The following is a 24,888-nucleotide window of genomic DNA, read 5'->3' as shown; positions in this document are numbered from 1 at the left end:
AACAGGGATTAATTGCTAATCCCTTCTGCTTTCTACTGTATATACAAAGCTGTCTGCCCTGTAATAACCTAAGTTAAATTCAATTGGCCTATCCCCTTGGTCGTAAACAAAACGCTTTCTCACTAAGATAGCAGAGCCGGGTTCTACCTCTAGCTTGGCACTGATAAACTTATCGGCCTCCTTGGCGCTAATTTCTTCCTTAGATAAATTGGCAACAACAGAATGTTCCTTCTCTAAGATTTCATAAAGCGGTCGTTTAAAGTCTTCTTCGCCCGTTAATCCAACCCTTGGGTGGAAATAAGAGATGAAATAAACAAATGGCCCTTCCAGTCGGCCTCTTAAACGTTCTAGCTTTAACACTTTTTTATCGGTACTGATGTCAAAAAAGTGAGCTAGTTTTTCATCAGGGGTAACCCAACTGATATGGAGCTCGAAGTTTTTGATTGGAATGCCTCTGGCTTGCATCTCTTGAGAAAAGCTTAGCCAGTTATTAGATTTTGAACTTACAGAAACCTCAGCAACCTTGGTTCCAACGCCTTTTTTCCTGATTAGCAGCCCTTCGTACACTAATTTATTTAAGGCTTGCCTTAGCGTTGTCCTAGAAATAGCAAGTTGTTTAGCCATGTCAACTTCATTGGGAAGGAACTTTGTGGCATACTGTGGGTCCTTAATTAGGTTCCGCAATAATTCCTCTGCCTGTATATGCAATGGAATATGACTTTTATGGTCGATAGAGAATTTCACCTTCATGTTAACAAGCCATTAAGCTAATAAAAAATAATATAGCAAAAGTAAAAAAATATTTGTTTTTAATTAGAATGTTTATATGTTTGTACATAACCAATGTATAAACTTTAATCTCCTCAGTATGAAACAGGTAAAACCTTATTCAAAAAGAAAGGAAACAGGCCATGAGAACAGTGTACAAGTTTCCGATGTGCTATTAATGCCAAATCTTAAATCAAATTCAAATATTTAATCAATTGAGCTAGCATTATTAATTATGAAATCATTTTTACTTAATCGCCTCAGCAAAAAAGAACTGAACCAATCTAGTTTGCTGTCGCAAAATTCTAAACTGCAAGAAAGCCATTGGCGCCATCAGTTGCAGTCACTTAAACTATTAGCCTGTTCTCTCTTTTTGGCTTGCTGTATTTATGGATCAGCTTATGCTCAAAACACCGTGAAACTAACGGGAACAGTTAAAGATGAAACCGGGCCACTTCCGGGAGTTGGGGTTACCGTAAAAGGAACAACGAATGCAACTACAACAGGGCCTGATGGAAAATATGCGATCAGCGCTAAAGTTGGCGAAACATTGGTGTTTACCATGATTGGCTATAAGGCTAATGAAGTTGTTATTGGTAACCAGACACAGTTAAATGTAACATTAACCTCTACTTCATCAGATTTAAGTGAAGTAATTGTAGTTGGTTATGGCTCTCAGAAAAAGGCTACTTTAACTGGTGCGGTATCTTCGGTTACGGCAAAAGAAATTGTAACCACCAAAAATGAAAACGTTCAAAACATGTTAACTGGTAAAATTGCTGGTGTACGTGTAGTGCAGAACAGTAGTGAGCCAGGGGCTTTTAATACCTCATTTGATGTAAGGGGATTAGGCTCTCCATTAGTGGTTGTTGATGGGGTGGTTAGAAATAACTTCTCTCGTTTAAGTGCTGAGGATATAGAAAGCATTACCGTGTTAAAAGATGCTTCTGCCGCTATTTACGGTGTGCGTTCTGCAAATGGCGTAGTGTTAATTACCACTAAAAAAGGTAAAAAGGGAAGTGTAGAGCTTAATTATAATGGCTCGTACTCGCTTCAAAAACCATCATTCATGCCTAATTCGGTTAATATTTTCGAATACATGACTTTGGCTAATGAATATTCACTGCACTTAGGGGGTACTGGTTCCTATAACAAAGGGCCAGTTCGTTTTACGCCAGCTGATTTTACGGCCTATCAAAATGGTACTAAAGTAGCTTCCGATTGGAATGCCGCTGTGTTAAGGTACACCGCTCCTCAATCTCAACATGATATCAGTGCTTCAGGGGGTAATGAAACCACCAATTATTACGCAAGTTTAGGCGTTCAGGATCAAGAAGGGTTTTTCAAGTCGGGCGATTTAAACTATAACCGTTATAACCTTAGGGCAAATTTAACAACTAAGCTTAACAAAAACTTAACGTTTGACGTGAACCTAACAGGTATCGTTGATCAAAAGAATCAGTTAAAGGAAGATACTTATTGGGTAATTAGAAGTACTTGGTACCAAGCACCAACAGAGCCAATTTTTGCAAATAACAATCCGGCTTATTTAGCAAAGGTTCCTAGTTCGTTAAACGCTTACGCACATGCAAATGCTGATATAAGTGGTTATCGTAACATTCAGAACAAATGGTTCCAATCAACTACCAGTTTAAAGTATGATGCACCATTTTTAAAAGGCTTAAGCGTAAAGGGCTTATTTAGTTACGATTATCAAATCGCCACTAACAAATATTATACTAAAACCTATAACCTTTATACTTATACTGCTGCAACAGGTACTTACGCTCCAGAAGCTCAGTTCTCTCCATCAACATTAAGAAGAGAGTTTTATGAGTACCCAAGTCTATTGTTCCAAGCTTCGGCAAATTATACCAAATCATTCGGTTCGCACAATATCAGCGCACTTGCATTATATGAGCGAAACACCTTAAAGGGAGATAACTTTTTCGCACAGCGAAACCTAACCATACCTGTTGATCAGTTATTGGCAGGTTCTACTACCGACCAGCAAGGCTTCATGTCAACTGCTCAAGGCAGTCTTTTCAATAATCAAACTGCTTCTTATGTAGGTAAGTTTACTTATGATTATGATGGAAAATATTTAGCTGAAGTAGGTTTTAGGGCAGATGGTTCATCTAAATTCTCAGTAAACGAACAATGGGGATTCTTCCCTTATGCTTCAGCTGGATATCGCTTGTCTGAAGAAAAATTCTGGAAAAACTCACCGCTTAAATTCGTAAACAACTTTAAGATTCGTGGTTCTTATGGCGAACAGGGTGACGATTCAGCAGCAGCCTATCAGTTTATCACCGGTTATAACTACCCTGCTACAGGTTCGGTATTTAATGGCGTATACGTTACTGGTGCTTCTAGTAAAGGTTTAGCCAACCCAATTATCACTTGGTTTACAGCGAAACAGTTAGACATTGGTGTTGATGCTGAAATGTGGAATGGATTACTTGGATTTTCAGTTGATTATTTTGTAAGAAATAGAACAGGTTTATTGGGAACCCAAGCCAACAGTTTACCGGATGTTGTAGGTGTTAATTTCCCTCAAGAAAACTTAAACGGCGATCGCTCAAGAGGTATCGATTTAGAGGTTAACCACCGTAACCAATTGGGTAATTTTTCTTATAGCGTTAAGGGTATAATGGGCATTACCCGTACCATGAACACTACACGTGTACAAGCACGAGCTGGAAACTCTTACTTAAATTGGGAAAACAGCAACTTTACAGCTAATCGCTGGAATAACTTATACTGGGGCTATGGAACAAGTGGTCAGTTTGAGAATTATCAAGCAATTAAAAACAGTCCAATTTATGCTTCAAGAACTACTGTTGTGGGCGATTACAGGTATGAAGATTGGAATGGAGATGGTGTGATTAGTTCACAAGATTCACATCCAATTTCTACCTCAGGCTTACCTACTTTAACTTATGGATTAACGCTTAATGCCGCTTATAAAAACTGGGATTTTAGTACAACCATTAGCGGTGCCGGAAATGTATATGTTTCTTACTTTGAGCAATTGAATACACCACTTTGGGCTGGGGGTAATGCCTTAAAACAATTTTTAGATAGGTACCATCCTGAAGACCCTAATGCAGATCCATTTGATCCAAACACAAAGTGGGTACCAGGTTATTACGCTTATACTGGTACGGTACCATTTACCAATACTTTGGCTAATGCACAGAATGCCAAATATTTCAGGATAAAAACCATTGAACTAGGCTACAGTTTACCGCAAAAGTGGTTTAACAGAATAGGAGTAAAAGGATTAAGGTTTTATGCCAATGCATTTAACGTACTTACGGTTACCGATCTTAAGTTCCTAGATCCAGAACACCCATCAAGTGATTTTGGCTATGTGTATCCATTGGATAAAAAATTCACTTTTGGCCTTAACCTTAAATTATAATAGAAGTTATGAAAAGGAAACTTTATATATTATTAGCTGTGGTGATGACATCATTTGCAGCTTGTCAGAAACTGGATGTGCCACCTGTAAACATTGTTCAGGATGCAGATCTATTCACTACAGAAGCGGGTGTTGATGCTTATGTGTCAAGAATGTACTATACCATGCCAATTGAAGATTTTAAATATCACCCAGTTGGTGCTTTTAACCAAACTGGTCAAGTAGGTTCGCCACACGCCATTAGCGGCGAGGCCGTGAGCAGGGATTTAGGTAATGTGACAGAAACACACAACTATTGGAGCGCAGCCTATTTATTAATCCGCGACTGTAATTATTTCATCGCTACGATGCCAACCTATGCAAGCAATTTTAAACCTGAGCAGGTTCAAATGTGGATAGCAGAAGCTCAATTTGTTCGTGCCTTTACTTACTTTGCTTTGGTTAAACGTTATGGAGGAGTTCCGTTAGTTGATAAATTATTAACAAGACCTGGGGAAACTATTTCTGAGCTTGCTTCGGAAATTGAAGAACTTAAAATTCCACGTTCAAGCGAGGAAGCCATTTGGGACTTTGTTGCTAAAGAATTGGATGCAGTTTATATTACTTTACCAGAAACCAATAAATCTAATAGAGCGAACAAATATGTTGCTGCATCACTAAAATCAAGAGCAATGTTGTATGCGGGCACGATCGCAAAGTACAATACCATTGACTTAACCACAGGCAGTATCCGTTTGTGCGGTGTGCCGGCTTCAAAAGCAGTTACCTATTTTAAAGCGGCTTATGATGCAGCGAATTTGTTAAACGGCAAATATGCATTGTATAAAAATAAATGGTCGGCAACGGATAAAGAAGCACAGTATCAAAACTTTGTAAGTCTTTTTCTAGATAATTCATCTGCAAATAGAGAATCTATTTTTGCTAGACAGTTTAAATATCCAGACTTGACGCATATGTATGATGCATTAAATGTGCCTAAGCAATGGGAAGGTCCACAAGGAAACTATTCATCAGAAACCTTACCAACCTTAAACTTGGTAGAAATGTATGAAGGTTTCCCAAAAAACCCTGACGGAACAATCCAAACGATGGATGCTGGTGGTAAATATTTAACCTATACCAACACCATGGATATTTTTGCCAATGTAGAGCCAAGACTAAGAGCTACGGTAATACTGCCTGGTGATTTATTTAAAAGTGTTCAGATTGAAGTACGTAGAGGTGTTTTCACAGGATCTTCTTCAGGAGGTTTAAGTGACCTAACCCCTGGAAATGCAAGTACAGCATATCCTGCTACTTTATTAGGGTCAGCAACTGTAGCGGCAAACCTTGATGCGGCAAATCTAGTAACACTTTCAAACGGAGCAAAGATTACTAGGTCTGGCGCAAGTGGCATTTACACCGCAATTGCTGCAAATGCAACTGGAGGTACTTATACAGGCTTTTATGTAAGGAAATATTTAAGTCCAGAAAAACCTCAAGCAGAAACATTGCCTAACCGCTCAGACCAACAGTTTATTGAGTTTAGATATGGGGAGGTTGTATTGAACAAGGCAGAAGCTGCTTATGAATTATTCCTATTAGGACAAGGTGCTACTTATGCTACCGAGGCCTTAACCTTAACTAATTCGATAAGGGAACGTGCAGGAGCTTCACTTTATGTTGCAATTAACAACATTAACGACATTAGAACTGAACGTAGAAGAGAACTGGCTTTTGAGAACAAAACCATTTGGGATTTGAGAAGATGGCGCATTGCAAATTTAGAGCAAAACAACACCATTTATAAAGCACTTATACCAATCATGTTGCAAGATCAAAGTAAGTACATTTTGGATGTGAGAAATGAAGAACGTGGTGTAAACTATACCTTCCAAACCAGATGGTATTATAATCAGATTCCTACTGCAGCAATTGCTAAAAGTTTAAACCTTGTACAAAACCCAGGTTGGTAATTTAAAAATTCAAAAGATGAAAAGAATAACCTATTATATCGCAATATGCCTTGCCCTATTAACAGCAAGCTCATGTTCCAAATACGATAACTATGCTGCTCCAGACCAAACCGTAAAAGGGGTGGTAACAGATGCTGGAACAGGGAAAGCAATTCAAACAGAAGTAACAACAACGGATGGCTCAATGACTGCCGGAACCAGAATTAGACTAGTAGAAACCAGTTACAGCCCAACCGCTACCCCTCAATTTTTAGGGTCGAGGCAAGATGGTAGTTTTACTAATACCAAGCTTTTTGCCGCAACTTATACCATGACTCCAGAAGGTGCATTTGTGCCACCTACGCCAAAAGTGGTAGAGGTTAAGGGTGGCACCACAGAAGTTAATTTTTCTGTTGAACCCTTTCTTCGTATAGAATGGGTTGGGGAACCAACTTATGACGCGGCAACTGGAAAAATCAATGCACAATACACCATAACCAGAGGTACAGCCAATGCGTCGTACCAAGAAGCCATTGGCGATTGTGTACTTTACCTTAACAATACACAATATGTTGGAAACACCAATTTCACGCTATTCACTAGGCCTGCAACCCCGGCATTAACTGTAACCAATAGTGTGGCAAGCCCGGTATTGCCTAAAGGGAGGGAGATGTTTTTAAGGGTTGGAGCTCGAATTGGTTCTAGACTTTATAACTACAGTACAGTTAAATCGGTAACGATACCAAATTAATTACCACGACTAAATAAGCCTCATCTGCGGGAAATTCTCCCGCAAATAAGGTTTAATATTGATTAAATTACAGCTGTTTAGCAGCAGAAACTAAGAGGAATACCTTGATATGGAATTGAATACTAATGTATTAGATAAGAGCGAGCCGATAATTAATAATTGGAGATTAAGCTCCGAAACTATTTTGCCACAACAAATTAACCAAAAGAAAAATGAAGATACTGGTTACGATATATATCCTTATCATTCATTAGGGAGCGGAAAAATTAACAATGGTTATGCATCCTTGGTTAACTGGATAATTGAACAAAAAACGGTAAGGATTGATGGGTTTAATGGTGTTTTCTGGAATGTTGTTCAAACCGCAATTGACGATGAGCTAACCAAAAAAGGCATTACTGTAAAATGGACATACTTAGCTGATCATTTAAAAGACAGTCAGGATATAGAAAGATTAGTCACTCCTTTTTTAGGCGAAGCTAAAAGTGTTTGGGGCACAAAAACCAATTTACAAATTTCAGATTTTTTTAATACCGCTCAGCTTTCAAGTTTACCGGTAGATCAAAAATACGAGGTTAACATTGCCATGGGAGTTGGCGCTGCACTATTAAATTGGGATTCGCCTTTGGTTTATCTCGAAATTCCAAAGAATGAAATACAATACCGTTTTCGTGCAGGCGCGATCACCAACATTGGGGCTGATGAGATTGATGGTGCAGCGGAAGCCTATAAGCGATCTTATTTTGTAGATTGGGTAGTTTTAAACAATCATAAACAAAACATTTTAAATGAAATAAGCATTGTGGCAGATGCACAATGGAAAGAATCAATCAATTGGGCCTTTAATGCTGATGTGCAGCAAGGCTTAAAGGAAATGAGTCAATCTGTTTTTCGTGTGCGACCTTGGTTTGAAGCGGGTGCTTGGGGTGGACATTGGATGCAAGAAAAAATTGAAGGATTAAATAAGGATGAAGTAAACTATGCCTGGTCATTCGAATTAATCGTGCCAGAAAATGGAGTTCTTTTTGAAAGTGATGGTAATTTGCTAGAGGTTCCATTTGATCTTTTAATGTACCAGCAAGCCTCAGCTGTTTTAGGTAAACACGAACCAATATTTGGCACTGAATTCCCAATTAGATTTGATTTTTTAGATACGTTTGATGGTGGAAACTTATCTATTCAATGCCATCCATCGTTAGACTATATTAGGAAGGAATTTGGAGAAAATATTACTCAAGATGAAACCTACTACATTTTAGATTGTAAAGATGATGCAAAGGTATATTTAGGATTTCAGGAAGACATAGACCCAAAAGCTTTTGAAAAAGAATTAGCATATAGTCAAGAAGAGAGCAAGGAAATAGACATTACAAAATATGTTCAAGAGTTAGCTGCCCACAAACATGATCTATTTTTAATTCCGAATGGTACGGTGCATAGTGCCGGGGCTAATAATTTAGTATTGGAGATCAGTGCAACCCCCTATATTTTTACTTTTAAAATGTACGATTGGATGAGAATGGGACTAGACGGACATCCAAGGCCAATCAATATAGACCATGCACTTAAGAACCTTAAATTTGAAAGAAAAGGAGAAAAGGTTAAAAATGAGTTAATAGCTAAACCTAAGGTAATTGAAAGTGGTGCAAATTATGAAATTATCCATTTGCCAACTCATGAAGCACATTTTTATGATGTACACCGCATTGAATTTGATGAACAGGTGAGTATAACCACTGCGAATGTTTGCCATATTTTAATGTTGGTTGAAGGTAGCGAGGTTACGGTAGAAACTTTAGATGGCACTAAAATGAATTTCAATTATGCAGAAACCTTTGTAATACCCGCAGCAGCTAAAAGTTATACCATTTTAAATAATGGAAAAGGACGGGCAAAAGTGGTGAAGGCATTTGTTAAGGATAACGCAAATTTGCTTGTTTAAATAAGATCATAAAATAATGCACCTAAAAAAATTACCTTTTTTCTTGTTGATGCTGTTTTCGGCTTTAACTCTCTATGCGCAGCAAAAAGAGCCAGTTGATTATGCCGATCCGCTACTAGGTACATCAGAATCTAGGTGGATGTTAAATCCTGGAGCTACAATGCCTTTTGGAATGGTACAGCTTAGCCCAGATAACCAAGGCGATGTTTGGAAATCTGGTTATGAATATTCTTTAAATAACATAGGTGGGTTTAGCCATGTACATTCATGGACAATGGTTGGACTTTCGGTAATGCCTACGGTGGGTTTGTTAAGCACTTATCGCGGTGCTGCTGATGCGCCAACAACAGGGTGGACATCGGGTTACAGATCAAGAATTGATAAAAGCACTGAAGTTGCAAAGCCAGGTTATTATGGGATTACCTTGATGAATGGAAACATTAGAACAGAACTAACCAGTACCACTAGGGCTGGGTTTTTTAGGTTCACTTATCCTGAAGCGCACGATGAAGCCCACATCCTTTTAGATCTAGATATACCTGGAGAGGCTAAAACAACAATTTTAGATGCAAAAATCACCAAGATTTCTGACACGGAGATTGAAGGCTATTCCCATCAAAAATGGAGTTGGAACGAATATACCGTCCACTTTGTGGTTAGGTTTAATAAACCAATGAAGAGTTTTGGGGGCTGGAATGGTGATAAGGTTCAAAAAGAAATCAAACAGGTTTTAGGAAAAGGACGGGTTGGTGCATTTGCCGATTTTAAGGTAAATGCTGGCGACGTAATTTTAATGCAAACGGGGATTTCCTTGGTAAGCATAGAACAGGCACGACTAAATCTAGAAACAGAAATGAATCCTTTTAAATGGGATTTTGATGCCGTAAAAACAAATGCCAGAGACGTTTGGAACACCATGCTCAGCAAGATCAAAGTAGAAGGGGGAACAGAGACGGATAAGAAGAAATTTTACTCTAACTTTTATAGGTCTTATGTTGCCCGCACCACTTGGAGTGATGTAAATGGTAAATATGTAGATGTGAATGAGAAAATTCAACAAGCCAATTCACCTGTTTATGGTTCAGATGCACTATGGAATACTTTTTGGAATTTAAACCAACTATGGGGACTTGTTAATCCAGATATAACCAGCAACTGGGCAAAGTCTCTTATTGAGATTTATAGAACGGGTGGCTGGCTTCCAAAAGGTCCGGCGGGGATTGAATATTCTGGTATCATGGAAGCCTCTCATGAAATCCCTTTAATAGTTGGGGCTTACCAAAAAGGGATAAGAGATTTTGATATTGAAACAGCGTATAAAGCGATGTTACATCAACAGACCACAACAGGAGTTAAAACTCCAGAAAATGGATTTGCAGGCAACCGCTTCTTTGATTCTTACATGAAGTTGGGTTATGTGCCCAATGAAGAAGGACAAGTCTCAAATACCTTAGAATATGCTTATGACGATTGGTGCGTAGCGCAATTTGCAAAGGCAATTGGGAAAAAAGATTCGTACGAGATGTTCTTAAAAAGAGCAGGTAATTATAAAAATGTATTTGATCCTGAAACCAAATATATCAGGATGAAAAACAGAGATGGCAGCTGGGTTAAAGATTGGACTCCATTCTGTTGCACAAGTTTTAGTGGCTCGGGTTATTTAGAGGGCAATGCTTGGCAATACAGCTTTTTCAATCCACATGATGTGCAAGGCATCATTAATTTAATGGGTAAAGACGAATTCAATAACCGCTTAGATGAGGGTTTTGAGAGATCAGTAAAATATAACTTTAATGCAGAAGGAGATCAATATGATTTGGTTCCTGTAAATCACGGAAACCAGCCTAACATGCAAGCAGCTTGGTTATTTAACTATTCGGGCAAACCTTGGCTTACTCAAAAATGGACACGAGAAATCATGAATAGGTACTATGGCTCAACACCTTACCACGGCTGGCTTGGAGATGAAGATGAGGGACAGATGGGTGCTTGGTATGTAATGGCGGCTATGGGTTTATTTGAAACAGATGGAGGAGTTTCGGCTAAACCGTTTTATGAAATTGGCAGTCCGATCTTTGACAAGATTACCATTGCTTTGGATAATAAATATTATTCAGGTAAAACGTTTGTGATTGAGGCTAAGCATACCTCAGCTACCAATAGATACATTCAATCTGCCAAGTTAGACGGTAAAGACTTAACTAAACCTTGGTTTTACCATGCTGATTTAGTTGATGGGGGTACTTTAACTTTAGAGATGGGTGCTACACCAAATATGAAATGGGGAGTTAAACCAACTGATGCGCCGCCATCTATGTCTCCAATAAGAAAATAACAATTAGTTCTAAATATAAATTTATGAATAACGAACAAAAACGAATTAGCCTTTTAACCATCACGCTGGTCGCCTCACTTGGAGGTTTTCTCTTTGGGTTTGACATGGCTGTAATTTCAGGTGTACTACCACTAGTTCAAAAACAGTTTACATTGTCTGCAGCTCAAGAAGGATGGTTTGTTTCATCTGCTTTGGTAGGCTGTATCATTGGTGTAGCATTTTCTGGCGAGTTAAGTGATAGATTGGGGCGTAAAAAACCACTGATTCTAACTGCTATTTTATTCATCATTTCTGCTTTAGGTTGCGCAATTATGCCAAATCTATCTGGCGTTATTTGTTCCAGGTTAATTGGTGGTATTGGTATTGGAATTGCATCTAATGTAGTGCCGTTATACATTTCTGAAATTGCTCCATCGGCAATTAGAGGCAGATTGGTTACCTATTATCAATTTGCATTAACCTTCGGAATTCTAGTCGCGTATTTAAGCAATGCCGCATTGTTAAGTGGGGTTTCTGTGCAAGAGCTTACCACATCTGGTTTAACTAATATTTTTAACGCAGAAGTTTGGCGTGGAATGTTGGGCCTGGGGGTAATTCCAGCGCTACTATTCTTCTTTGGTTTATTGATGATTCCAGAAAGCCCACGTTGGTTAATCCAAAAAGGTCGCACCGCAGAAGGAGTAACTATTATCAGTAGAATAACAAATCAACCTAAAGCCGAAATAGAATCAGGTTTATCAAAACAAAACAATAAAAATGAGAAAGGATCTTACAAGGATTTGTTTGCACCAGGTGTTAGAAAAGCTTTAGTAATTGGTATTCTTTTGCCCTTGTTTTCTCAGTTTAGTGGCATCAATGCCATCATTTATTACGGACCTACCATTTTAGGCAATGCAGGTATTTCTTTAAGTAACTCCTTAATTAGTCAGGTTATTTTCGGTGTTGCCAATATGTTATTTACACTGGTTGCCATATGGAAAGTTGACAGTTGGGGAAGAAGGCCATTGTATTTATTTGGAACAGCTGGCGCAACAATTACCTTAGTTTTAACAGGAATTTGTTTCTATTATGAAGCAACAACGAGTATTTGGTTATTAATCTGCGTACTAGGGTTTTTAGCTTGTTTTGCTTTTTCAATAGGGCCATTAAAATTTGTGGTGGCATCAGAAATATTCCCAAGTGCTATTAGGGGAAGGGCATTGGCAATTAGCATCATGGTGATGTGGGTTGCAGACACTATTGTAGGACAGATTACCCCTATTTTATTAAAAGAAATTGGCAGTGCAGGTACATTCTGGTTTTTTGCTTTTTTCTGTTTAGTAGCCTTTGTAGCAGTATATAAATTGCTGCCAGAAACTAAAGGGAAATCTTTAGAACAGATAGAAAATGATTGGAAGGAAAAGGGAGAAGATCAAGTTTTTGTTCATTAATATTTGTGTTATAAGATGATAAATGATTCAATAGCAATTGGTGTAGACATAGGTGGAACACACATTACGGCTGCCTTAGTTGATTTAAAGAAGAAAAAGATATTACCAGGCTCATTTATACGTGAAAAGGTTGATTCTCACGGTTCTCATGAGCAGATAGTAGAAGTTTGGAGCCAAGCAATCTTAAAAGTAAAACAAGACCAAAACGTAAATAAAGTGAGCCTAGCCATGCCCGGCCCTTTTGATTATGATAAGGGGATTTGTTTGATAAAGAATCAAAATAAATACGAAAACTTGTACGGCCTTAACATCAAAGAATTGTTGGCAGCAAAACTTAAGAATGAACCTAAAGACATTTCTATGGTTAATGATGCAGCGTCTTTCTTGCAAGGGGAAGTTTTCGGTGGTTCGGCTAGTGGTTTTAAAAATGTAATTGGTTTAACATTGGGTACTGGTCTCGGTACTTGCACCTATAATAATGGTAAGGCCAGTAACGCTAACCTTTGGCAACATCCTTTTAAGGAAGGCATTGCTGAGGATTATTTATCAACAAGGTGGTTTACCAAAAGATTACAGGTATTAATATCAATGGCGTTAAAGAATTGGCAGAGCTAGCAGGTAAAGACCCAAGGGTGAAAAGAATTTTTAATGAATTTGGGAATAACCTAGGTGATTTTTTAATTGAGTTTGCCTCCCTTGCACATCCAGAAGTAGTGATATTGGGTGGCAATATTGCAAAAAGCTTTAGACTTTTTAAAAGAACATTGTTGACGAATATTCAAGATAAATTTCCAGAAATAAAAATAAAGGTGGCGGTTTTAGGTGAGGAAGCAGCCTTAATGGGTGCTGCCAGTTATTGGAAAGATAATGCACGCCTATACAAAAGCCTTTTAGTATGATGAACATGAAAAAGACGAATTATATCTTATTTATATTATTGTTTATAGTTGGGTTAACCGAGGCGAATGCGCAATCTGATAAAGATTTACTGCAATATGTAGATCCGAAAATTGGAACTGCGCATAGCCGATGGTTTTATTTTACCCCAGGGGCTGTGCCTTTTGGAATGGCAAAACCAGCACCATCAACTAATGGCTCTTATGGTAATGCACATGGCTGGGATGCAGTTGGGTATGATGAACGTCATAACTCCATTGAAGGCTTTGCCAACTTCCATGAATTTCAAGTTGGTGGTGTTGTGTTTGCGCCAATAACAGGAAAGCTACAAACCTTAGCCGGAAAATTAGAAACACCAGAAAATGGTTATCGTTCTACATTTGATAGAAAGGACGAAATAGCAAGCCCAGGTTATTACTCAGTTTTGTTAAAAGATTATCAAGTTAAAGCAGAGTTAACCTCAACTCAACGAGTAGCATTTCATCGTTATACTTTCCCTGCTTCGCAAGAATCTCATATCTTATTTGATATAGGGCATAAACAAGGAGAAGGTGGCGAGGTGAAGGATGCCAAAGTTTATGTAACAGCCGATGGCAAGATAGAAGGTTACGTAACTACACTTCCTGTTTACGTTCAGAAATATCAACCTGGTGCAGAAGTAACGATGTATTTTTCAGCTGCGCTAGATAAAAAGCCATCAGCTTATGGCGTATTTAAGGGAGAAGAAATTTTTAAGGGAAAAGCTGAGATAGCAGGAAAAGGCGCAGGACTTTATTTAACATTTTCTACAAAAGAACAAGAAAGCATTACCATAAAGGCAGGTTTATCTTACACCTCAATTGAAAATGCAAGACTGAACCTCGATGCTGAAGCCAAAAAACTTTCTTTTGATAAAGCAAAAACTACTGCAGAAAAGAATTGGGCAGGTTATTTAGGTAGAATTAAAGTACAGTCGAAGGAAAGGAAAGATATGGTTAAGTTCTATACGGGACTATATCATGCGCTTTTGGGAAGAGGTTTAGCTAGCGATGTAAATGGTGCCTATCCAAAAAACGATGGCGGAATAGGGCAAATTCCTTTGGATGCGAATAACAAACCAATACACAATCACTACAATACAGATGCCATTTGGGGCGGCTTTTGGAACTTGACGCAATTATGGGCGATAGCCTATCCAGAATATTATTCAGATTGGATCAAAAGCCAACTTTTAGTTTATAAGGATTCGGGCTGGTTGGCTGATGGAATTGCAAATAGCAGGTATGTATCTGGTGTAGGAACCAACTTTGTAAGTTTAGCTATTTCCAGTGCTTATATGGCTGGTATTAAAGATTTTGATGTGAATTTGGCTTATGAGGCTTCCCTAAAGAATGAGTTGGTAGGTAAAGACAGACCACATGGTGCTGGGAAATTAGATGTAGACCAATTTGTTAAATATGGTTATGTGCCTCACCTAGACAAGGGCAAAGGTGGTGGAGAAAGATGGCAATATTCTGCCTCCCACACATTAGAGTATGCTTTTAGTGCTTATGCCGTTGGTCAATGGGCAAAAGTTTTAGGCAAAGAAAGCGACTGCCAACAATTAATGGGTTTATCTAAAGCTTGGGAGCGGCTTTATGATCCAAAATTGAACTTGATTCACCCTAAATGGGAGAATGGTAAATTCATAGAAAACTTTAAGCCAAGTGAAGCTTGGCGAGGGTTTCAAGAAGGTAATGCTTGGCAATATACCTTCTATGTTCCGCATGATCCAGCAGCCCTAATTGAAAAAATGGGTAAGGCTAATTTTAACAATCGCTTAGATAGTATCTTCTCCACCTCCCAGAAAAATAATTTTGGTGGTGGTACTAAGCTCGATGCTTTTTCTGGATTGGAGGGATTATATAATCATGGTAATCAACCGAATTTGCACATCTCCTGGCTTTTTAACTTTTCTGGTAAACCTTCTCTAACTCAAAAATGGGTGAGAACGATTTGCAATGAGTTTTACGGAACAGATGGTATTCATGGCTATGGTTACGGACAAGATGAAGATCAAGGGCAATTAGGCGCTTGGTATGTCATTTCTAGCATGGGTTTGTTTGATGTAAAAGGCTTTACTGCTCCGGATACTAAAGTTGGCTTGGGAAGTCCACTGTTTGATCAAATAAAGATCAAAGGGAATAAGAAATATTTTAGTGGTAAGGATTTTACAATTGAAGTGAAAAATAACGGAGCTGAGCGTATTTATGTACAATCTTATACTTTAAACGGGAAACAATTATCTACTCCATTTATTTCGCTAAAAGATTTACAAAATGGAGGAAAATTAACTTTACAAATGGGAACTAATCCAAAAGATCAATACTAAAGATGATAAAATTTAAATCAATTAACTTGCGTTTTCAGCCATTAAGGATGCTTTCTTTCTTGTTGGCAATGACCATTAGTTCAAGTGTTTTTGCACAAAATAAATTAATCTGGGAAATTGGAAAATCTGATAACCAAACATCAGGACTAGCTTTGGCTCCAGCAGATTATAAGAAATTTTTAGAATATGATTTTGGCTGGGAAGATCGATATTATTTGGTGGGTTATTCAAATCCAGCAAAGGATTTCCCTTATGTATTGCCTGGTCCAAAAGACAGTTGGGGTGGTACTGCGCCTACCGCAGGGATAAGGTCTCATTTATTAAACATCTTGTTTGATTTAAGAAATGCCTCAGCAAGTAAGCCATTCAAATTGGTAATTGATTTAATTGGATACAATGGCGAAAAGCCGCCATTGTTCAAAGTGAACATCAACGGAAAAGGAACGGTTCGGCAATTGCCAAAAGGCGATAAAAGCAATGTAGTGGCGGGAGATATGGCAGCTGCAAAAGAATATGTGATAGAGATTCCTATTAAAGCTGGAGCTTTACATAATGGCGGAAATGAAATTCAACTTACTTCGCTTGATGGTTCTTGGCTGGTTTTCGATCAAGTAAGGTTAGAAGGCTCTCCTGAAACTATTGTTAAGTCTCCTAAAATTGCTTATGCAAGATCCATTGAAGCCGCGAACTATGAAATTATAGAAAATGGGAAACGCTTACAGCCTTTATTGGTAGATGTAGAACACCTAAGTGGAAAACCTAATTTAACTGTCAAGTTAGATGGAAAACAAGTTTTTCAAGAAAAGATAGAAACAGGGCGCTATCAGTTTGAAGTGCCAATGTCAGCAGTTGCTACACTTAAAAGAAGCAAATATGAGGTTTTAGCAAACGGCATTGTTATTGAAAGTGGAGCGGTTTCACGTTCGCCAAAATCATTAGGTTCATTTGCTAGTTATGTAGATACCAGGATAGGAACAGCTCACTCTCGTTGGATGATTGGGCCAGGGCCATGGATGCCTTTTAGCATGGTTAAATTAAGTCCTGATAACCAAAATGCAGGTTGGCAAGCAGGTTATGATCCAACATTTGAAAGTATTGGTGCTTTTAGCCATATACATGAGTGGACCATGGGTGGTTTAGGGATGTTGCCTGTTAATGGGCCATTAAAGATTAAGGTTGGCGATCAAAGAAGCGCACCAGGAGAAGGTTATCGCTCTAGGATAGATAAATCTACTGAAGAAGCCCCTTTGGGTTCTTACAAAGTAGATTTGATAGATTACGGCATCAAAACTGAAGTTACAGCAACGTCTAGGGCAAGTTTCATGAAGTATACTTATCCTAAAGCAACAGATTCTAGGATTATGATTGATCTGCAAACTCCTGCAGAAAATAGATACAACTTAGCAGAAGTAACGTTAAAAAAAGTAAGTGACTATCGAATTGAGGGTTATAGTAAACAATTTGCGCCTCAAGTTTGGATTGCTCAAGCAGGTTCTAGCGAACAGGAATATATTGTTCATTTTGTAATAGAATTTGATCAGCCCATTAAAAAATTCGGTACTTGGATTGATGACCAGATTGGAACAGAAAACCTAATTAACATTAAAGACCCAAAAGATGCTGGTGCGTTTGTAGAGTTTGATACGAGGAAAAAACAGGTGGTACAAATGAGAACAGGGATTTCGTATGTGAGTGTTGAAGGAGCTGCCAAGAATTTGACAACAGAAATTAGCAATCCGTTTGGTTGGAGTTTCGAGAAAGTTAAAAACAATCAACTTACTGTTTGGAATGAGCTGTTAAGCAGGGTAAAAACGACCAGCAATGATAGAAGGGAAAAAGTGAGGTTTTATACCAATATGTACAGAGCTATCTGTAGTAGAAATACTTTTAGCGATGTGGATGGAAAATGGGTTGATGCAACAGAGAAAATCCAGCAATTTAGCAACCCTAATGATATTGCCTTGGGCTGTGATGCTTTTTGGAATACTTTCTGGAATTTAAACCAGTTTTGGAATTTAGTTACACCAGAGTGGTCGTCGAGATGGGTAAAATCTCAATTAGCAATGTATGATGCAAATGGTTGGTTGGCTAAAGGTCCGGCTGGTATGGAATATATTCCAGTTATGGTGGCCGAACACGAAGTGCCTTTAATTGTGAGCGCTTATCAAATGGGTATTAGAGATTACGATGTAAATAAAGCTTTCGCAGCTGCGGATAAAACCTTATCAACTCCGCAAACTAAAGTTGGAGGAGCACTTGCCGGAAATCAAGATTTCGAAGCTTACATGAAATATCACTATGTGCCCTATGATAAAGGAAGGTTCTCGAATTCCTTAGAATATGCTTATGATGATTGGACATTGGCCCAACTAGCCAAGTCTATTGGCAAAACAGCTAAATACAATGAATATACTGAAAGAGCCAACTGGTGGAAAAATGCAATTGATACCGTAAGTGGTTATGCCAGGATGAGAAAATCTGATGGTTCTTGGTTTCCAGATTTTGACCCTTTCCAATCGGGAAGAAACGAACATTATGTAGAAGGAAATGCTTGGCAACTTACTTTTTTTGTTCCGCAAGATGTAAATGGGTTGGCAAAAATGATAGGGACAGATCGTTTTAAGGAGCGATTAAGTTGGGGATTCAACGAAAGTGTTAAATGGCGTTTCAATGCGCCTAATGATCAATATTGGGATTATCCAGTTACACAAGGAAATCAGCAGTCTATGCACTTTGCCTTTCTATTTAATTGGGTAAAACAACCTTGGTTAACACAAGAGTGGAGTAGATCTATTGTAGATAGATATTACGGTTATGATGTTGCTAACGCCTATTTGGGAGATGAAGATCAAGGACAAATGAGTTCTTGGTACATCATGGCCGCTTTAGGCCTTTTTCAAATAGATGGAGGAACTAGAACAAATCCCATCTATGAAATTGGTAGTCCTATCTTTAAAAATGTAACCATTAATTTGGGCGAAAAATATGGTAGAGGTAAAAGTTTTCAGATTGAGGCGGTTAATGCATCAAGAATGAACAAGTACGTTCAGAGCGCCACATTAAATGGAAAACCATTAGATAACTTTTGGTTCAGATCTAGTGAATTACTTAAAGGCGGAAAACTTGTTTTACAGATGGGGCCAAAACCAAATACGGCTTGGGGTATTAATTCTTTGCCCGCTGATTAACTGGTATCATTTTAACCGATATATAATCTTTAATAGACGAATAGAGAGCTGCTGATTTGTGGCTCTCTATTCTTATTTACACAATGATGTTTTTATTTTAAACTTCTATTTATTTCGATTTAATAACTTCGAATACTTTCACTTGTGTAATTTCTTTGATAAAAGGCAGTCATTCTGGATAAAAAATCAAAGAATTGGTATATTTAACTTTCATATTATTTCGAAATGGATTCTAGAAGAGATTTTCTAAAAAAAGCAGCATTACTATCTGGCGGCGCAATGATGGCTAATATTTTGCCTCCAGCAATTCAAAGGGCAATGGCCATCAATCCGGCTTTGGGCAGTACGTATTTAGATGCAGAGCATATTGTTATCTTAATGCAAGAAAATCGTTCTTTCGACCATTGTTTTGGAACCTTGCAAGGCGTAAGAGGATTTAACGATCCAAGAGCAATCAGGTTACCCAATCAAAATCCAGTATGGTTACAAACCGATGCCATAGGAAATACCTATTCGCCATTTAGATTAGATATTAAAGACACCAAAATAACTTGGATGGGTTCATTGCCACATTCAAGGGCAAGTCAGGTTGATGCTAATAACTTTGGTAAGTATGATAAGTGGTTGCTCGCCAAGAAATCTGGCAATAAAAAATATGCCGATTTGCCTTTAACATTAGGTTATTACACGAGAGAAGATATTCCATTTAATTATGCCATGGCTGATGCCTTTACTGTTTGCGATCAGAATTTTTGCTCGGCGATGACCAGTACAACACCAAACCGTTCTTTCTTTTGGACGGGTAAAATTACCCATGATACGGATGGAATTCCGAAAGCTCACATTAGAAATACAGATTTTGCACATGCTACATTAGGTTGGGAAACTTTTCCAGAGTTGTTATCACAAAACGATATTGCTTGGAAATTTTATCAAAATGAAATTAGTTGTGGAGGCGGTTTTGTTGGCGAAGAAAGAGCGTGGTTAGCTAATTATGGTTGTAATCTTTTAGAGTTTTTTAAGGATTACAATGTAAAGTTCTCAGCGCGATATATTAAAGGCTTGCAAAACCAAGCAGAAACTTTGCCAGCAGAAATAGATAAAATTCAAGAGGCAAGTCCGGCAGATGAACAAGCTGCGGTAAAAGCTAGGGAAGCATTAAAAACGAAACAGGAAGTTTTGGATAATGCCCGAAAAGAATTAACAAAATGGAACAAGGAAGGTTATGATAAATTAACGGCAAAACAGAAAGACCTTTATCACAATGCATTTACCGTTAATATTGGGGACCCTAATTATAGAAAAATTGCCCAATTAACCTATATGGATAATGGCGTAGAACGTAAGGCAACAGTTCCGGCGGGTGATTTATTACACCAGTTTAGAGATGATGTAAATAAAGGAAAACTACCAACCGTTTCTTGGTTAGCTGGTCCGCAGAACTTTTCAGACCATCCTAGCGCACCTTGGTATGGAGCTTGGTACGTTTCTGAGATTTTAGATATTCTCACTAAAAACCCAGCTGTCTGGAAAAAAACCATTTTTATTGTTACTTATGATGAAAATGATGGTTATTACGACCATATTCCTCCTTTCTCTATTCCCGACCAAAAACTACCTGAAACAGGAAAAGTATCTGAAGGAATTGAAACTGAGATTGAACACGTTAGATTAGCAAATGAAATTAAGCAGGGCATTCCAAAAACACAAGCAAGAGAAGCGCCTATTGGTTTAGGTTTTAGGGTGCCAATGATGATTGCTTCTCCTTGGAGCAGAGGAGGAAAGGTTTGCTCAGAGGTTTTTGATCATACTTCTACCTTACAGTTTTTAGAAACTTTTGTTAATCAGAAATTTAAGAAACAAGTGAGGAGTAGCAATATTAGCGAGTGGAGAAGAACCATTTGTGGCGACTTAACTTCTGCTTTTACACCATATAATGGCGCACCATTGGAGAAAATTCCTTTCTTAGACAGGGATAAAAATGTAGAAACTATTTTTAACGCTAAGTTTAAACAAGAGCCTGCTGCAATGAAAAAACTTTCGGCACAGGAAATAGCAGCGATAAAAGTAAAGCCATCATTAATTAGTCTTCAAGAAGAAGGAATCCGTTCTTCTAGCGCATTGCCTTATGAGTTATATGCCAATGCCGGTTTAACAAACGATGGAAAAAATATCGCGATTAAATTTGCAGTTGGAAATGAGGTTTTTGGTAAAAGTGCTGCCGGATCTCCTTTCACGGTTTCGGTCCCAGTTAAATTTGGCCCACAAAATGAGCTAGCCAAAAATTGGTCTTTTGCGGTAAAAGCTGGTGATAGTTTATCCTACAACTGGCCACTAGCTGCTTTTGAAAATGGCAATTATCATTTGCGTTTAAATGGACCAAATGGATTTTTCAGAGAGTTTATGGGCAGTAAAAACAATTCGCTTGTAAAAATTGATTGCACTTTTGAAAAGGTAAAAGGAAATGCAACAAAGCTTACAGGAAATGTCATTGTTAATTTGGTTAACAATGATACGAAGTCTCATACTTTTAATATTAACGATAATGCTTATAAAACCACAAATATTAAGAAGGAAGTAGCTGCAAAAAGTATGGCTCAGGTAATCTTAAACCTACAGAAATCTTTTAATTGGTACGATTTTTCGGTAAAACTAGCTAACCATGAAATATTTGAGGAGCGTTTTGCTGGCAGGGTAGAAACTGGCATCGAAACCAAAACAGATCCTTTCATGGGTAGAATAGTTTAGCTAAAAATTTAAATTCTATGAAATACCTTGTATTTGTTGCGTTAACATTAGTTTGTTTTAGTTTTAGGCTTAAAAATTGGTCAGAGAAGCCGAGGAAGCAAATTTATTTGTTAATGGGGCAGAGCAATATGGCTGGTCGTGGTGTAATTACAGATGAATATAAAGAACTGCAACATACTAGGGTTTTAATGCTCAATGCAAATAACGAATGGGTTGCTGCTAAACATCCAATCCATTTCGATAAACCAAAGGTAGCAGGCGTTGGTCCGGGTTTAGCATTTGGTGCAGCATTGGCTGATGCTTTTCCGAAAGATTCCATCTATCTAGTTCCTTGTGCGGTTGGTGGAACATCAATTGCTAAATGGGAACCTGGTGCTTTTGATAAATCTACCAACACACATCCTTATGATGATGCCTTATTAAGGATAAAGGAAGCTATGAAACTAGGGAAAATTAATGGAGCAATTTGGTTGCAGGGAGAATCAGACAGTAATCCTAAATCTGCTGCGGTTTACTTAGAAAAATTAACTGCTTTAATTGAACGAGTTCGTAAAGAAACCAATAATCCAAACTTACCTTTTGTGGTTGGCGAGCTAGGTCAATATCGTGATAACTATAAGTTAATTAATGAGGTATTGCATCAGGTTCCTCAAAAAATTAAGCTCACCAATTATGTTACTTCAGAAGGTTTAACCCATAAAGGAGATACTACGCATTTCGATAGCCCTTCTGCAACTACATATGGTGTCCGCTTCGCAAAGGAAATGTTAATGCTGATTAAGAAGTAAGTTTTCCTTTCTCCCGCAGATTTTTTCTAGCGTTTATAAACATAACGAATCATAATATTCTTTTATCTCGTAATTTGCGTACATCAGAGGGCTTATATTTTCTCCCGCAGGTTTTGGGGATTGCGCAGATGTTTTTTTGGCGAAGGCATTCTATTTGGTAAATCCTAATCTTCTTTTATCTGCGAGATTAGCGTTCATCAGCGGGCAAAACTAATTCCCCAAATATTTGGTCGATAGTAATGATTCGGAAGTTTCCACTTTACTTTTTTAGCACCAATTTTGAGAGCCATATAGTTGCCTTATTAGCGTTTTAGCCACGTAGAAATAAGTGCTTTAAAATAGAATTACTACCTTAGAAAATTGATGTAAATAATTGATTAAAAATATAAATAATGAATAACAAATTCTCTTTAGAAGGAAAAGTAATCGTTGTGACAGGCGGAACAGGAATCATAGGAAAATCATTTATAAAAGGGATAGTAGAAGCGGGTGGAACGGTTGGGATTTTAGGAAGAAATGAAAAAGTTGCCAATGAAAGAGCTGAAGAAGTGATTAGAAACGGCGGTAAGGCAATCGCATTAATTGCTGATGTACTTGATGAAAAAGCATTAGAGCAAGCCAGAGATGAAGTTTTAGCAGCTTTTGGAAGAATTGATGGCTTGGTAAACGCAGCCGGAGGAAATATACCTGAGGCTATTATCATGAAAGACGATGATATTTTCGGGATGAACGTTGACGGCATGCGCAAAGCGATGGAATTAAATCTTTGGGGGACGTTAATTCCGACTCAAATTTTCGGTAAGGCAATGTTACAAGCAGGTACAGGGAGTATTGTAAATATCTCTTCAATGAGTTCTAAAAGAGTAATTACTAGGGTTTTGGGTTATAGCATGGGTAAGGCAGCAATTGACTGTTATACGCAATGGTTTGCCGTAGAATTGGCTAATCGTTTTGGTGATAAAGTAAGGATGAACGCGATCGCCCCTGGTTTCTTTTTAACCGAACAAAATAGAGCTTTATTAACCAACACGGATGGTTCTTATACAGAACGTGGTAACTTGGTAATTAAACAAACTCCATTTAAACGTTTTGGTGATACCGATGAATTGATTGGTGCTTTGCAATGGTTGTTAAGCGACGCTTCAGCTTTTGTAACGGGAACGGTTATTAATGTTGATGGCGGCTTTTTTGTGAATAGCGGAGTTTAACCACTTTTGTCATTCAGAGCGAGGCGAAGAATCTATTAGAAGGGTTATTCATTATACTCTCGTTCCTAGGAAAATCTTTTTTATGCATCTACTGGTCTCAAAGCAAAAAATCTAGGACTAATAATATTAGCCTAGATTTTTAACCTTAAATTGAGAGACGCTAATTTACCACCAACCCTTTACATTATAAACTACAGCTTGCGGTTGACGATTGGCATAAGCCATACCCAAACTGTAAGCTGATTTAAGAACATCAGAATCTAATTGCTGTTGTTTAAATATAAACTGCCATTCTTTATTGTCTTTTTCTTTCACACCCTTAGCAATTTCAGCAACAAATTTTTTCACTTCAGCATAACAAGCAGAAGTTGGATCTATCTGACTTAAGATATCTCCCGCAGCGACAGCGCCATCATAATTTTGGCTTGCCGCCCAAATTGTTTTTGCTTCCATTAATCTGGTTTGGCAGATCTTATCTCTATGCTTTTTGTAGATAGGGATAATGATAGATCTTGCCTTGTTATAACAATCTTTACTAATTTCTGGTATGCCTGATAATTTATAAAAAGCTTCTTCATATCTACCCTGACTAGCCAAGCTTTGTGCATCGCTAATAATAAAATCACATTTGGTATTGTAATATTTTAAAATTTTAGCCTTTCCAGATTCTATAAATGTTTTAATGGCATTATTGTTTGCATTGATACCTTTTATGGCAGAGATATAGGCTTTAGTTTCATTTTCTCCAACACCTTTAACGCTTACTGATGTGCTTGAGAACTTTGTGCCGTCAATACCGTCGCCAATGTAAAGCGTAATATCTAATGATAAGGCATGCATAGCCGGCGCTGTTGCCGTTATGTTTTTAGACATGACGCTAACATTTGCTGTAATGATAAAACGTTCGTTCATGGCGCTTCCCCCCATACCACTTTCCGTAACAATTTGGCTTAATTTATTAGACAAAATGCTTCTAGCCGAAACCGGCATTTCATCAATTTGTTCTGGAACATAGGCCGCTAAGGTAATTCTTCCAAAATCATCAACCTTACCCTGGCTATTTTGAGCAAAAACACCAAAAACAGGCGATAAGGCAAGTAAGAAAAATAATAATTTTTTCAT

At 37.9% G+C, this 24,888-nt stretch carries 15 protein-coding genes; 13 read left to right on the top strand and 2 right to left on the bottom strand.

Features of this window, described 5'->3' with window-relative positions; all coding sequences use genetic code 11:
* Window positions 1-15 precede the first annotated feature (15 nt).
* A complete protein-coding gene (locus EZ428_RS02275) occupies window positions 16-750 on the bottom strand; it encodes a GntR family transcriptional regulator (RefSeq protein WP_225870980.1) in 735 nt (244 codons plus the stop codon).
* Between the two features lie 253 nt (window positions 751-1,003).
* Between EZ428_RS02275 and EZ428_RS02270 the strand changes: the two genes are divergently transcribed.
* The 13 genes from EZ428_RS02270 to EZ428_RS02210 all read left to right on the top strand — a co-directional run bounded on the left by EZ428_RS02270 (window position 1,004) and on the right by EZ428_RS02210 (window position 23,766).
* Window positions 1,004-4,195: a SusC/RagA family TonB-linked outer membrane protein gene (locus EZ428_RS02270; protein ID WP_131551484.1), complete on the top strand. Its 3,192-nt coding sequence runs from the start codon at window positions 1,004-1,006 to the stop codon at window positions 4,193-4,195.
* Between the two features lie 8 nt (window positions 4,196-4,203).
* A complete protein-coding gene (locus EZ428_RS02265; protein WP_131551483.1) occupies window positions 4,204-6,150 on the top strand; it encodes a RagB/SusD family nutrient uptake outer membrane protein in 1,947 nt (648 codons plus the stop codon).
* 16 nt (window positions 6,151-6,166) lie between these two features.
* Complete coding sequence (locus EZ428_RS02260) at window positions 6,167-6,880, top strand: DUF3823 domain-containing protein (RefSeq protein WP_131551482.1); 714 nt, start codon at window positions 6,167-6,169, stop codon at window positions 6,878-6,880.
* A 109-nt stretch (window positions 6,881-6,989) separates the two neighbouring features.
* Complete coding sequence (locus EZ428_RS02255; RefSeq protein ID WP_131551481.1) at window positions 6,990-8,822, top strand: class I mannose-6-phosphate isomerase; 1,833 nt, start codon at window positions 6,990-6,992, stop codon at window positions 8,820-8,822.
* 16 nt (window positions 8,823-8,838) lie between these two features.
* Window positions 8,839-11,157, top strand: a complete 2,319-nt coding sequence (locus tag EZ428_RS02250) for a GH92 family glycosyl hydrolase (RefSeq protein ID WP_131551480.1) — start codon at window positions 8,839-8,841, stop codon at window positions 11,155-11,157.
* Window positions 11,158-11,180: 23 nt separating this feature from the next.
* Window positions 11,181-12,587, top strand: coding sequence for a sugar porter family MFS transporter (locus tag EZ428_RS02245; RefSeq protein ID WP_131551479.1), 1,407 nt, complete (start codon window positions 11,181-11,183; stop codon window positions 12,585-12,587).
* Window positions 12,588-12,602: 15 nt separating this feature from the next.
* Window positions 12,603-13,202 carry an ROK family protein gene (locus EZ428_RS02240; RefSeq protein WP_131551478.1) on the top strand — a complete coding sequence of 200 codons (600 nt, stop codon included), beginning with the start codon at window positions 12,603-12,605 and terminating at the stop codon, window positions 13,200-13,202.
* Window positions 13,190-13,486 (top strand): ROK family protein, encoded by a 297-nt coding sequence (locus tag EZ428_RS02235; RefSeq protein WP_165501691.1) that lies wholly within the window; start codon window positions 13,190-13,192, stop codon window positions 13,484-13,486. The genes EZ428_RS02240 and EZ428_RS02235 overlap by 13 nt, the downstream gene beginning before the upstream one ends.
* A gap of 5 nt (window positions 13,487-13,491) precedes the next feature.
* The gene (locus EZ428_RS02230; protein ID WP_131551476.1) at window positions 13,492-15,834 is read left to right on the top strand and encodes a GH92 family glycosyl hydrolase; all 2,343 of its coding nucleotides are present in this window, start codon (window positions 13,492-13,494) and stop codon (window positions 15,832-15,834) included.
* A gap of 2 nt (window positions 15,835-15,836) precedes the next feature.
* Complete coding sequence (locus EZ428_RS02225) at window positions 15,837-19,022, top strand: GH92 family glycosyl hydrolase (RefSeq protein WP_225870978.1); 3,186 nt, start codon at window positions 15,837-15,839, stop codon at window positions 19,020-19,022.
* Between the two features lie 225 nt (window positions 19,023-19,247).
* Window positions 19,248-21,770, top strand: a complete 2,523-nt coding sequence (locus EZ428_RS02220) for a phosphocholine-specific phospholipase C (protein WP_131551475.1) — start codon at window positions 19,248-19,250, stop codon at window positions 21,768-21,770.
* Between the two features lie 17 nt (window positions 21,771-21,787).
* Window positions 21,788-22,558 carry a sialate O-acetylesterase gene (locus EZ428_RS02215; RefSeq protein ID WP_131551474.1) on the top strand — a complete coding sequence of 257 codons (771 nt, stop codon included), beginning with the start codon at window positions 21,788-21,790 and terminating at the stop codon, window positions 22,556-22,558.
* A 392-nt stretch (window positions 22,559-22,950) separates the two neighbouring features.
* Entirely contained in the window at window positions 22,951-23,766 is an 816-nt protein-coding gene (locus tag EZ428_RS02210; RefSeq protein WP_131551473.1) for an SDR family oxidoreductase, read from the top strand.
* 165 nt (window positions 23,767-23,931) lie between these two features.
* Here EZ428_RS02210 and EZ428_RS02205 read toward each other — a convergent pair whose 3' ends face one another.
* A complete protein-coding gene (locus EZ428_RS02205; protein WP_131551472.1) occupies window positions 23,932-24,888 on the bottom strand; it encodes a hypothetical protein in 957 nt (318 codons plus the stop codon).

The sequence above is a fragment of the Pedobacter frigiditerrae genome, from assembly GCF_004331645.1.
GTDB classification, from domain to species: domain Bacteria; phylum Bacteroidota; class Bacteroidia; order Sphingobacteriales; family Sphingobacteriaceae; genus Pedobacter; species Pedobacter frigiditerrae.
This window is presented reverse-complemented; position numbering and strand designations above follow the sequence as displayed.